This is a genomic window from Flavobacterium sp. TS_SC_5 (genome assembly GCF_056156265.1).
The window spans coordinates 3,874,647-3,888,044 of the sequence record NZ_CM149588.1; the positions used below are offsets into that span (position 1 = coordinate 3,874,647).

The window sequence follows — 13,398 nt, forward strand, 5'->3', positions numbered from 1 at the left end:
CCAGAAAACTTTACACTTTCAATTAATATTATGATTTGTTCTAACAAAAAACTTGTAGTTTCCAAAAACAAAAAATCCTGAGTTCTCACTCAGGATTTAATAAATATAACATTTTTTCTAATTAAGAAAGTGCTGCCGTTACTTGATCAGCTGCTTCTTGAAATTCAACAGCAGATAAAATTGGCATTCCTGAATTATCAATTAATTCTTTTGCGATAGCTGCATTTGTACCTTGTAAACGAACAATGATAGGTACGTTAATTGCATCACCCATATTTTTGTAAGCATCAACAACTCCTTGCGCCACACGGTCACAACGAACGATTCCACCAAAAATATTAATTAAAATTGCTTTTACGTTTGGATCTTTTAAGATAATACGGAAAGCAGTTTCAACACGTTTTGCATCAGCAGTTCCACCTACGTCAAGAAAGTTAGCAGGCTCAAAACCAGCGTACTTGATTAAATCCATAGTTGCCATCGCTAAACCAGCTCCGTTCACCATACATCCAACAGTACCGTCAAGATCTACATAGTTTAATCCTACTTCTTTTGCTTCCACTTCGATTGGGTTTTCCTCACGAATGTCACGCATATCAGCATATTTCTTTTGTCTGTATAAAGCATTATCATCGATATTTACTTTAGCATCTACAGCCATAATTTTATTGTCAGATGTTTTTAAAACCGGGTTGATTTCAAACATCGAAGCATCAGATCCTATGTAAGCGTTGTATAAAGAATCGATGAATTTCACCATTTCTTTGAAAGCATTTCCAGAAAGACCTAAGTTAAAAGCAATTCTTCTTGCTTGAAAACCTTGTAATCCAACAGAAGGATCTACTTCTTCAGTAAAAATTAAATGAGGAGTATGTTCTGCAACTTCTTCAATATCCATTCCACCTTCAGTAGAATACATGATCATGTTACGACCTGTAGCTCTGTTTAATAAAACAGATACGTAAAACTCAGAAGTTTCACTTTCGCCAGGATAATACACATCTTCAGCGATTAAAACTTTGTGTACTTTTTTACCTTCAGCAGAAGTTTGAGGTGTAATCAATTGCATTCCAATTATTTGCTCAGAAATTTCTTCTACTTGTTGGATATTTTTGGCAAGTTTCACTCCACCACCTTTTCCACGTCCACCTGCATGAACTTGGGCTTTTACAACATACCAACTTGTACCAGTTTCGGCAGTTAATTGTTTTGCAGCAGCAACCGCTTCTACAGGGCTATTAGCAACGATTCCGCGTTGAATACGTACTCCGTAGCTAGCTAAAATCTCTTTTCCTTGATATTCGTGTATGTTCATAAGATAGAATTTGTCTGGTTTCTGAATTTATTCCAGAATAAAAGTGGCACAAAAATAGCAAAATTCAACTTAACTGTTATTTTTTTTTTAATTAAATATTAGATCAAAATAGAGATATTTTAAACAAAAACAGAACCTACTGCAATTTTAAAAAAATATAAAAATTAATTACAAATTTGTTATAATTATCAGGCAAAATTCATTGGCAAAGTATTTCTTTCAAAAACAGTGCTTTCCTTTACCCATTTACATTTTCTTTTTATCGAAAAATCAAATCGGAAGTGTTTAAATATCATTATTGAGATTTATTTAACCTTTTTCTGTTAGAACTGTAAAAACAAGGCGCTTTTAACTTTTACGCCTATTATATGTTACCAAATCTTTAATTTTGTAGAAAAAAATTTAAGCATGAAAGTTAAAGAACAAGGCCTTTATTTGCCCGAATTTGAACACGACAATTGCGGAGCAGGATTCATTTGTAATTTAAATGGAATTAAGTCAAATGATATTATACACAAAGCATTAGATATTCTGATCAAATTAGAACACCGGGGTGCTGTGAGTTCAGATGGCAGAACTGGAGATGGAGCAGGAATATTGTTTGATATCCCACATGATTTTTTTAAGAAAGTTTGTGAATTTGATATCCCGGAAACTAAGGAGTATGCAGTAGGGATGGTTTTTATGCCAAAAAGTAAAAACCAAGTTGTTTTTTGTAAAACTACTTTTGAAACTTCGGTGCGCGATCAAAATCTAGAGATTTTAGGATGGAGAGACGTTCCGGTTGACGCAACAAATTTAGGACGAATAGCCGGCGAGAAAGAACCAACAGTAAAACAAGTATTTGTAGGTAAAAATGGTTTAGACCTTACAGAACAACAATTTAACGCTAAATTATTTGCAGCGAGAAAAATAGCAGAACATGCGATTCGAAATTCAAGAATCTCAGAAAGTCACATGTTTTATTTTTCCAGTTTCTCAACTACTACCATAATATATAAAGGTTTGTTGATGCCTGAAGACATCAGCAGGTACTATACAGATTTATTAGATGATGATTTGGTAACCCGATTAGCCTTGGTTCACCAACGTTTCTCTACCAATACATTTCCATCTTGGGAATTGGCACAGCCTTTCCGTTATATGTGTCACAATGGTGAAATCAATACACTTCGTGGCAATATTAGCCGCATGCGTGCTCGTGAAGAACTGATGAAAAGTGACGTTTTTGGTGATGATATCAAAAAATTATTTCCAATTATTTTAGAAGGAAAATCAGATTCCGCTTCAATGGATATGGTAATTGAATTGTTATTAATGACCGGTCGTTCTTTACCGGAAGCCATGATGATGGTCGTTCCTGAAGCTTGGGAAAAACACCAAACAATGTCAGCCGACAAAAAGGCATTTTACGAATATAACGCTTGTATCATGGAGCCTTGGGATGGCCCGGCTTCTATTCCTTTTACTGACGGAAACGTTATTGGTGCTTTATTGGATAGAAATGGATTGCGTCCTTCCCGTTATACATTGACTAAAAGTGGTTTCGTAATTATGTCTTCAGAAATTGGTGTTCTCGACATCAAACCAGAAGATGTGATACAACATGGTCGTTTAGAACCCGGAAAAATGTTCCTTGTGGACATGAACGAAGGTCGAATTATTGAAGATGACGAAATCAAAAATGCTATTGTTACCAAACGTCCTTACCAACAATGGTTGGATGAAAATTTAGTACAATTGGCTCAAATACCATATACTGATAATCCAATTCCTGTTGAAAACATAGATTTTGAAACACGACAAAGACTTTTTGGCTACACGTTAGAGGATTTAAAAACAATCATAAACCCGATGGGAGCTCAAGGCGCAGAAGCATTAAGTTCCATGGGAAATGACACTCCGTTAGCAGTTTTATCAGATCAACCACAGCTTTTATACAACTATTTCAAGCAGTTGTTTGCTCAGGTTACCAATCCACCATTGGATGGTATCCGTGAAGAAATTATTACTGATATTAGTTTAGCGATTGGTGGAGATTATAATATTTTTGACATTGTTCCAAAGCATTGTAAAAAATTAAAAATTCAAAATCCAGTAATTTCAAACGAAGATTTAGACAAAATAAGAAACATTGATCATGCTGATTTCAAATCAGTCACTATTTCTACATTATATGATATAGAAAAAGGAGTAAACGGATTAGAACGTGCTTTAGAAAGAGCCGTACAAGCGACTTTCAAAGCAGTTACTGAAGGTTGCAATATTGTAATTATTTCTGACAGAGGTGTAAGTGAAAAAATGGCTCCAATACCAATGTTACTGGCGTGTTCTTACATTCATCATTCGCTTAACATTCTAAAAGTTCGCTCTAAATTTGGAATCATAATTGAATCCGCAGAACCTCGCGAACCACATCATTTTGCCTTATTATTTGGTTACGGAGCCAGCGCAATCAATCCTTACATGGTGAATGAAATAATTCATAACCAAGTAAACGAAGGTTTTATCACTGGTGTAAAAGCGGATTATGCCATCAAAAATTACAACAAAGCTATTGCAAAAGGGATTCTGAAAATCATGAATAAAATTGGCATCTCGACGTTACATTCGTACAGAGCTGCACAAATTTTTGAAATTTTAGGATTAAATAAAACATTCACTTCTAAATATTTCCCTTACACTCCTTCCCGAATTGAAGGAATTGGTCTGATGGAAGTCGAAAAAGAAATCAAGAAACGATACCAAAAAGCATTTCCAAATTCAAAAGTCAGTAGTTTACTGCCTTTAGAAATTGGGGGAATTTACCGATGGAGAAGAAATGGGGAAAAACACATGTTTAACCCAACAACGATTTCTAAATTACAACAAGCAGTCCGTCTAAATAGCCCTGAAAGTTATAAGGAATACTCCAAAATGGTCAATAATCAAAGTGAAAACTTGATGACTATTAGAGGTTTATTTGAATTTAATAACTTAGACCCTATTTCAATTGACGAAGTGGAACCTTGGACTGAGATTGTAAAAAAATTCAAAACTGGAGCCATGTCTTATGGATCTATCAGCCAAGAAGCCCATGAAAATCTAGCGATTGCCATGAACAGAATTGGAGGAAAAAGCAATTCTGGAGAAGGTGGAGAAGATCCAAAACGTTTCCAAAAAGACTTAAATGGAGATTCCAGAAACAGTGCTATCAAACAAGTAGCTTCTGGAAGATTTGGGGTTTCTATCAACTATTTGACAAACGCCAAAGAGATACAAATAAAAATGGCTCAAGGTGCAAAACCTGGAGAAGGTGGACAATTACCAGGTGAAAAAGTAGTGCCTTGGATTGCTGAAGTGAGAAATTCAACACCATATGTTGGATTAATTTCACCGCCGCCACATCACGATATTTATTCTATTGAGGATTTATCACAGTTAATTTTTGATTTAAAAAATGCCAATCGTGAAGCTAGAATTAATGTAAAATTAGTTTCTGAAGTGGGTGTTGGAACAATTGCTGCCGGTGTTGCTAAAGCAAAAGCCGATGTGATTTTAATTTCTGGCTACGACGGAGGAACTGGAGCTGCACCGTTAACTTCACTGCAACACACCGGTATTCCATGGGAACTTGGACTTGCCGAAGCACAACAAACATTAATCTTAAATGATTTAAGAAGCCGCGTAGTTTTGGAATGTGACGGACAATTGAAAACAGGACGTGATGTCGCTATTGCTGCATTACTTGGAGCTGAGGAATTTGGTTTTGCAACGGCTCCTTTAGTAGCATCTGGTTGTATCATGATGAGAGCATGTCACTTAAATACGTGTCCAGTAGGTATTGCAACGCAGGATCCTGAATTGAGAAAAAATTTCAAAGGAACGCCGGAACACATCATCAACTTCATGTATTTTATTGCTGAGGAGTTGAGAGAAATCATGGCACAACTTGGATTTAGAACACTTAAAGAAATGGTGGGACAATCTCAAAAATTGAATGTCAACAAAGCCATCAAACATTATAAAGCAAGTGGATTAGATTTATCTACAATTTTATATAAGCCAGAAAAAGCCAAAGAAGTTCCAAATCACAATACGACTACACAGGACCATGCTTTAGAACATGTACTTGATTTTGAAATTATAAAAGCAGCTATTCCTTCCATTTATAGAAAAGAAAAAACAAGAGTTACTTTTGATATCAAAAACACAGACCGTTCTGTTGGCGCTATATTGAGTAATGAAATTTCAAAAATATATGGTGCGCAAGGTTTACCCGAAGACACCATATTAGTCGATTTTACAGGATCAGCTGGACAAAGTTTTGGTGCTTTTGCAACCAATGGTTTATCATTTAAAATTCATGGAAACTGTAATGATTATCTAGGAAAAGGACTTTCCGGAGGTAAACTGATCATCAAAGTCCCGCCTGCAGCTACTTTCAAACCAGAAGAGAATATCATCATTGGTAACGTTGCACTTTATGGGGCAATCACTGGTGAAGCGTATATAAATGGTATGGCCGGAGAGCGTTTTTGTGTTAGAAATTCTGGAGCAACAGCGGTTGTAGAAGGAATTGGAGATCATGGATGCGAATATATGACTGGAGGAACTGTAGTAGTTTTAGGAAAAACAGGAAGAAATTTTGCAGCTGGAATGAGCGGTGGTATTGCGTATGTTTTTGATCCAAATAAAAAATTCGACGCTACCTTATGCAATATGGAAATGGTTGCCTTTGAAATATTGGAAGATGATGACTTTACTAAACTGAGACGTTTGATAAAAAATCATTCAATGTATACCAACAGCCCTTTAGCAAAAAGAATTTTAGAAGATTGGGAAAACCAACGCGGCCATTTTATCAAAGTAATGCCAACAGATTACAAAAAAGCATTGCAAAGATTGGCCGAAGAAAAACAAATTGAAGAACTACTAGCACTATAGTTATGGGAAAGATAGGAGGATTTAAAGAATATACTAGAACCGACGAAAGTAATGTTGCTGTTCCAGAAAGAGTATCGAATTACAATGAATTCACAATTACATTACCTAAAGATAAAATCAAAGAACAAGGATCGAGATGCATGGATTGTGGAATTCCATTTTGCCACAGCGCTTGTCCATTAGGGAATTTGATACCCGATTTTAATGATATGGTGCATCAGGAGGAATGGGAAAGCGCCTTGGAAATACTACAATCAACCAATAACTTTCCAGAATTCACAGGTCGTTTATGTCCGGCTCCATGTGAAAAATCATGTGTGTTAGGAATTATAAGCGAGCCAGTAGCTATTGAAAATATTGAAAAAAATATTATCGAAAGAGGTTTTGCAGAAGGTTGGATAAAACCACAACCACCAGAAGTTAGAACAGGAAAAACAGTGGCTGTAATAGGCTCTGGTCCTGCTGGTTTAGCAGCTGCACAACAATTAAATCGTGCTGGACATACTGTTACTGTTTTTGAAAGAGACAATGCCATTGGTGGATTATTGCGTTACGGAATTCCAAATTTCAAATTAGAAAAAGGGATTATAGACAGACGCGTTGCTGTTTTAGAAGCTGAAGGAATTACTTTTAATACGAATGTCAATGTTGGCGTAAACTATAGTATTGAAGAATTGAACACTTTTGATTCTATAGTATTATGTGGTGGCGCAACAGAACGAAGAAGTTTACCTACTAAAGGAATAGAAAGTAAGGGAGTTGTTCAAGCAATGACTTTCTTGACTCAACAAACAAAATCTTTATATGGAGAGGTCGTTGCTGATCAAATAATGGCGACCGGTAAAGATGTGATCGTTATTGGTGGTGGAGATACTGGTTCTGATTGTGTGGGAACTTCAAACAGACACGGAGCTAAATCGGTTACTAATTTTGAGATTTTACCAAAACCACCCGTTGGAAGAAGTGAAACTACTCCTTGGCCATTTTGGCCATTGCAATTAAAAACATCCTCTTCACATGAAGAAGGTTGTAATAGAAACTGGTTGATCAACACCAAAGAATTCATTTCTAATGAAAGCGGCCAACTTGTAGGTTTAAAAACCGTTGAAGTGGCTTGGAAAATGACACCTGGACAAAGACCTGAATTGATAGAAAAAGAAGGTTCAGAAAAAATATGGCCTTGTGATTTAGCTTTATTGGCACTTGGATTTACAGGTCCTGAAAAAACATTAAGTGATCAATTAGGTTTAGAAATTGATATGAGAAGCAATTATAAAGCGACTAATTATCAAACGAATGTTCCGCATATTTTTACTGCGGGGGACATGCGAAGAGGACAATCATTAATTGTTTGGGCAATATCTGAAGGTCGTGAAGCTGCCAGAGAAGTCGATAAATACTTAATGGGTTATACCAATTTGCCTACGAAAGGAAATGGTGACTTACCTAACTTATAGTTCCTGATACCATTACATAACCGTTGATAGAAAAATTTTGTCAAGGCTTATTTTTTATAAAATTCCAAATAAATGTTTAATATATAACTTTTTGTTAGAATTTGTTAGAATTCGTTCATTAACTTGTGGGACTAAATAAAGAGTAATAAATTTGCCCAAAATTAATAATCATGCAATCAAAAGACTTAGTACAATTAGCAGAACAATTTGGCAGTCCATTATATGTTTATGATGCCGAAAAAATACAATCTCAATACAATAGATTAACTAAAGCTTTTTCAAAGGTAGAAAAGTTACGCATCAATTATGCAATGAAGGCTTTGTCGAATGTTGCTATACTTCAGTTATTGAAAGAAATGGGTTCAGGATTAGATACGGTTTCCATTCAAGAAGTACTATTAGGACTTCATGCCGGGTTTGAACCAGAAAAAATATTTTATACTCCAAATGGTGTTTCTCTTGAAGAAATTGAAGAAGTTTCAGCAATGGGAGTTCAAATTAATATTGATAATTTATCCATATTAGAGCAATTTGGAACAAAACATCCAAATGTTCCTGTATGCATCCGAATAAATCCGCACGTAATGGCTGGTGGAAATGCAAATATATCTGTTGGTCATATCGATAGTAAATTTGGTATTTCGGTACACCAATTGCCTCATTTAGTTCGTATTGTTGAAAATACAAAAATGAACATTGTGGGTATTCACATGCACACAGGTTCTGATATTTTGGATATCGAAGTGTTTTTGTATGCAGCAGAAATATTATTTGATGCCGCCAGAAACTTCAAAAACCTTGAATTCCTAGACTTCGGAAGTGGATTTAAAGTGCCTTATAAAAAAGACGATATCGAAACTGACATTGAAGAATTAGGTAAAAAACTATCAAAAAGATTCAATGCTTTTTGTACCGAATATGGAAAAGAATTAACCTTGATATTTGAACCTGGGAAATTTTTAGTAAGTGAAGCAGGTTTCTTTTTGGCTAAAGTAAATGTCGTTAAACAAACAACTTCAACAGTTTTTGCGGGAATAGACAGTGGTTTTAATCATTTGATTAGACCAATGTTTTATGGTTCACAACATCATATCGAAAATATTTCTCATCCAAAAGGGAAAGAACGCTTTTACTCCGTAGTAGGATACATTTGCGAAACTGATACTTTTGCTAATAACAGAAAAATTGCAGAAATAAAAGAAGGAGACATATTATCTTTTAGAAATGCAGGGGCGTATTGTTTCTCCATGGCTTCAAACTACAACTCGAGATACAAGCCCGCCGAAGTTTTATGGATGAACGGGGAAGGGCATTTAATCAGAGCACATGAAACCTTTGAAGATATTCTTAAAAATCAAATTCCGCTACCAGTTGCTGTAACAACAGAATAAACTAAATAATCCCATTTGCGACCGTAAATGGGATTATTTATTAGATACCACAACCAATCTCTTTATAATATTTTTTTTTCCAAAAAATAATCAATCCTTAACATATTCAGTGAAAGAGTTTCTTTACTTTTGAAATTCTTACAAAAAAACTCAAACGAATGAATAGACGGAAATTTTTCAAGAACGGTTCTTTATTTGCTATTGGTGCTTCACTCTTAAATCCCTTTGAAGGTAATGCGAACGAGTTAGATTTTGACACTTTAAAAAAAAATAAAAAAGCAAAAAATATAATTGTAATCGTTAGTGACGGAATGAGCATTGGTACACTAAATATGGCTGACATCTATTTGAATAGAAAAACAGGTATAGGGAGTAATTGGATCCAATTGTATAAAGACAACAAAGTGACACGAGCATTGATGGACATGGCATCAGCATCATCAATTGTTACAGATTCCGCTGCAGCAAGTTCTTCTTGGGGAAGTGGGTTTCGTGTCAAAAATGGCTCTTTAAATGTTGGTGTAAACGGAGAGGAATACATTCCAATATGGCAAAAATTCAAAAAAGCAGGAAAAATGGCAGGATGTGTTACGACTGTTCCTATCACACACGCCACACCTGCGGGTTTTTGTATTGCTTCAAAAAGTAGAAACAGTCAGGAAAGTATTGCTGAAATGTATCTTGACTTGAAGTTTGATATCATGATGGGTGGCGGAAGTAACTATTTCTCCTCTGAAAGCCGTAAAGACAAACGTGATATGTACCAAGAATTTTCAAAAAATGGATTTTCTGTTGTAAAAAATAAAAGTGAAATGTTGGCCTGTGATAACAGTAAACCAATACTTGGTGTGTTTCATAATGATGGTCTACCCTATTCTAAAGACAGAGAAAGCAGTAAAGAACTTACTGGAACTATTCCAACTCTAGCTGAAATGACGGAACGTGCCATTGCTAAAATGAAAGATCATCCTAATGGTTTTGTACTGCAAGTTGAAGCAGGAAAAGTAGACTGGGCAGCACATGGAAATGACATAACTGGATTACTTTATGACCAAGTAGCTCACGATGAAGCCATAAAAGTTGCTATTGATTTTGCGGAAAAAGATAAAAACACGTTGGTTATTATCACCACAGATCATGGGAATGCAAATCCGGGAATTATCTATGGAAAAGATGCCAATGAAAATTTTGATTCGATCCAAAATTACACACAAACTAACGATTGGATTTTAAACGGAATTGGTCCAGAAACATCTGTATCACAAGTAATTGAAAGAATTGAATATGCCAATAAAACTATTTTAAAAGAAGATGAGGCAAAAGAAATTTTGAATTTTTATTCGAATATAAAATTAGAGGAAGGGCTCTATAATCCAAAACATTTACCTTTCAAAGTACTGGCTGAAATTCAAAAGAAACACAATTCAGTAGGTTGGATCAGTATGGATCACTCTGCAGATTATAGTGAGTTAGCCATGTACGGACCCGGAAGTGATTTACTAAAACCTTTCATAAAAAACACCGACTTACATTATTTAATGCTAGAGGCTGCTGAAGTAGAAAATAAATTTTAGAAACAACCATAAAATTAAAAAACTCCAATCTTATTAAAAAGAGAGGAGTTTTTTTTCATCTAAAAAGATTTTAAATCTTTTATTTTTTTTCCAAAAGCGTTTCCAAAACTTCAGATTCTGTTCCATTAGGAAATGGAATTTTCAACATTTGAGAAAGCGTCGGTGCTATTTGAGTAATGTATTTTTTAGTATGCAATTCTCCTTTTGGAACTTGCCATCCATAAAAAAGTAGCGGAACGTGTGTATCATAGCTATTAGGTGAACCATGTGTAGTTCCTGTCGCTTGATATTCCATATAACCCGTTTTATCAAGGATTACAATATCTCCATTTTGTTTAGGATCATAACCCTTTGCAATAAAACTTAAAAAATAATCGTCGCCAGAAGATGCTAAAATTTCCTCTTCAGTATAGACTCTTTTAACTTGTTCTTGTGTCATCAAAAAGTCCTTAAAACTTTGTTTTACTTTAGTTAATTCTAAACCTCTTTGTTTAATAGTTTCTTTGTTGAAGAAAATATTAAAGTTAGAATAATCTAATATCAAATCTGAACCAAAGGTTTCATTAGAATGTTTTTTTAATGCCGCAACAATGTCTTTCGATGGAATATTTTTTACATTGTATTTATTATCTTTTAGATAATTTGGATTTTCAGCACCAGCGTGATCAGCAGTTAGAAAAAGCAAGTAATTATCCTTACCAACGGTCTTGTCTAAATAGTTTAAAAACTGAGCTATCGTTTGATCTAAACGCAAATAAGTATCCTGTAACTCCATAGAACGAGGTCCAAAAGTATGTCCTACATAATCAGTAGAAGAAAAACTTACGGTAAGAAAATCAGTAATATCATCTTTACCTAATTCTTCTTTTTCTATAGCTTTCATAGCTAATTCTGCCAAGATATCATTCCCAAAAGGTGTAGTTCTTAAAACATCGGCTCCTTTTTCTTTATATATTTTACTTAAATCATATGGAAAAACAGGCGCGTTAGCTTTATCTAATTTTCCTTCATACGGATTATCATCAGGAAGACTTTCGTTGTAAGTGGCTATCGGCATCAATAAATCCCAACCTTTATTAATATAATTTAGGTATCGTTTTTCTTGGTTAAATTCGGTTACCCAATTAGGTAATGTAGGACCATAAAAAGTGCTTGAGATAAAAGCTCCAGTTTTACTGTACCAAAATGCCCAATTAGCAAAATGACCAGCCGGTAAAATTGCTCCACGATCTTTAATACTCATCCCAATTACTTTCCCTTTAAAATTTGTCGCCATTCGCAACTCATCTGTAATGGTGGTACTTAGCAAGTTTTTCGGGGACATTGCTCCCTCTTTTTCTGTACCATCACCGACTGTTTTTACAGAAGCATCATCGGTACAATACATATCTTTTCCTGTTGCTTTATTAAACCAATCATTTCCTACTATTCCATGAGTTGATGGAGTCGTTCCAGTATAAATACTTGCATGGCCGGGAGCTGTATAAGTTGGTACAAAATTATAATGCATATTATGAAAAGTATATCCATTATTCATTAATCTTTTAAAGCCATTCGCAGAAAAATCATCTGAAAAACGATATAAATACTCCATTTTCATTTGGTCTACCACTATACCTACCACTAATTTTGGGCGTTGCTGAGCTTGAGAGTTTAAAGACATAAAAAATGTCAAAAACAAAATAATTCTTTTCATATTATATTTATATATTTAAAACAAAAATACAACTTAAAGTTTAATCAAACTCCGAACAAAGACCTAAGGATAATAATTTAATCCATTCTTAACTTAATTAAAAAATATTTACGCAATAGTTAATTAAAATTTGCAAGAATATATTTTCTTTCATTTACAAATGAATGACTAAATTTGAATAGGTTTCTAAATAAAGTAATCATGGAAATGTATGACAATACCAATACTTCTCAAAAATCATTCGATGAAAATTATTTATCAGAAGAATTATTACAGGCACAATGGGCTGAATTCATAAAACTAAAAAAAGTAATTGCAGAAATATACCTTAAAAAAGGAAGTCCGATAACCATATTAGATATAGGAATTGGTAATGCTCGAATAGTAAAACATTTAAGTGCAATTCCCGAAATGTGGGACATGATTGAATCATATGATGGTACTGACAATGCCGAAATATGTGTTAATTTATCCCGTAACACAGTAAATAAATTAAAAATTGAAAATAAAGTGACAGTTTATTTTTTAGATGCTGTAAAATTAAATCAATTACTAAAGCAGTATGATTTAATTATTACAACTTGGTTTACTGCAGGAAATTTTTATCCTGAAAACTTCCCTTTTGAAAATTATAATTCATTGACAGAAAAAATCGATTTATCAAAAAATGAAAAATTTGATACTATTTTCACCTTTGCCTATGAAATGTTACATGCTAATGGAGAAATTTTAATTGGAGCTTGCTATATTGACAATGAGAATACAAGAAAAAAACAAGAACTCTCTTATAAAAGAATGGGAATGACTGTAATAACTGATGCTAAAGATAGCTTTACGGCTACAAAAGAAAGATTTTGGTCGCAAAGATTTACAAAAGAAAAAATATACAGCTATTTTGAATTTGTGAAACAGGACAAAATATCATTTACACCACTTGATCCTTATAATTATGCGATGCAAATAAGAATTAAAAAGTAAAAGGATTAATTATTAATTAATAGCTCTAAACAAGTCTCACCACTATAAAACAAAAAATCCC

The 13,398-nt window shown here is 34.1% G+C and carries 7 protein-coding genes; 5 read left to right on the plus strand and 2 right to left on the minus strand.

The genetic code is table 11. From position 1 onward, the window contains the following. Positions 1-121 precede the first annotated feature (121 nt). The gene (sucC, locus tag AC0J6S_RS16740; protein WP_474954857.1) at positions 122-1,315 is read right to left on the minus strand and encodes an ADP-forming succinate--CoA ligase subunit beta; all 1,194 of its coding nucleotides are present in this window, start codon (positions 1,313-1,315) and stop codon (positions 122-124) included. 408 nt (positions 1,316-1,723) lie between these two features. Between sucC and gltB the strand changes: the two genes are divergently transcribed. The 4 genes from gltB (at position 1,724) to AC0J6S_RS16760 (ending at position 10,663) form a co-directional block, all read left to right on the plus strand. Continuing rightward, positions 1,724-6,241, plus strand: coding sequence for a glutamate synthase large subunit (gene gltB, locus AC0J6S_RS16745; RefSeq protein WP_474954858.1), 4,518 nt, complete (start codon positions 1,724-1,726; stop codon positions 6,239-6,241). 2 nt (positions 6,242-6,243) lie between these two features. After that, positions 6,244-7,698 (plus strand): glutamate synthase subunit beta, encoded by a 1,455-nt coding sequence (locus AC0J6S_RS16750; protein ID WP_474954859.1) that lies wholly within the window; start codon positions 6,244-6,246, stop codon positions 7,696-7,698. Positions 7,699-7,868: 170 nt separating this feature from the next. Further along, the gene (lysA, locus tag AC0J6S_RS16755; RefSeq protein ID WP_474954860.1) at positions 7,869-9,089 is read left to right on the plus strand and encodes a diaminopimelate decarboxylase; all 1,221 of its coding nucleotides are present in this window, start codon (positions 7,869-7,871) and stop codon (positions 9,087-9,089) included. A 158-nt stretch (positions 9,090-9,247) separates the two neighbouring features. Continuing rightward, on the plus strand, positions 9,248-10,663 hold the full coding sequence (locus tag AC0J6S_RS16760; protein WP_474954861.1) for an alkaline phosphatase: 1,416 nt from the start codon (positions 9,248-9,250) through the stop codon (positions 10,661-10,663). 79 nt (positions 10,664-10,742) lie between these two features. On the opposite strand, the gene pafA is transcribed toward AC0J6S_RS16760, so the two are convergent. Then, on the minus strand, positions 10,743-12,359 hold the full coding sequence (pafA, locus tag AC0J6S_RS16765) for an alkaline phosphatase PafA (RefSeq protein WP_474954862.1): 1,617 nt from the start codon (positions 12,357-12,359) through the stop codon (positions 10,743-10,745). 201 nt (positions 12,360-12,560) lie between these two features. On the opposite strand from pafA, the gene AC0J6S_RS16770 reads away from it, so the two are divergent. Next, a complete protein-coding gene (locus tag AC0J6S_RS16770) occupies positions 12,561-13,337 on the plus strand; it encodes a hypothetical protein (RefSeq protein ID WP_474954863.1) in 777 nt (258 codons plus the stop codon). Positions 13,338-13,398 lie beyond the last annotated feature (61 nt).

Coding starts and splice junctions, on each gene's coding strand:
- lysA (WP_474954860.1), top strand. CDS start 7,869: ATGCAATCAAAAGACTTAGTACAATTAGCAGAACAATTTGGCAGTCCA.
- AC0J6S_RS16770 (WP_474954863.1), top strand. CDS start 12,561: ATGGAAATGTATGACAATACCAATACTTCTCAAAAATCATTCGATGAA.
- gltB (WP_474954858.1), top strand. CDS start 1,724: ATGAAAGTTAAAGAACAAGGCCTTTATTTGCCCGAATTTGAACACGAC.
- AC0J6S_RS16760 (WP_474954861.1), top strand. CDS start 9,248: ATGAATAGACGGAAATTTTTCAAGAACGGTTCTTTATTTGCTATTGGT.
- pafA (WP_474954862.1), bottom strand. CDS start 12,359: ATGAAAAGAATTATTTTGTTTTTGACATTTTTTATGTCTTTAAACTCT.
- sucC (WP_474954857.1), bottom strand. CDS start 1,315: ATGAACATACACGAATATCAAGGAAAAGAGATTTTAGCTAGCTACGGA.
- AC0J6S_RS16750 (WP_474954859.1), top strand. CDS start 6,244: ATGGGAAAGATAGGAGGATTTAAAGAATATACTAGAACCGACGAAAGT.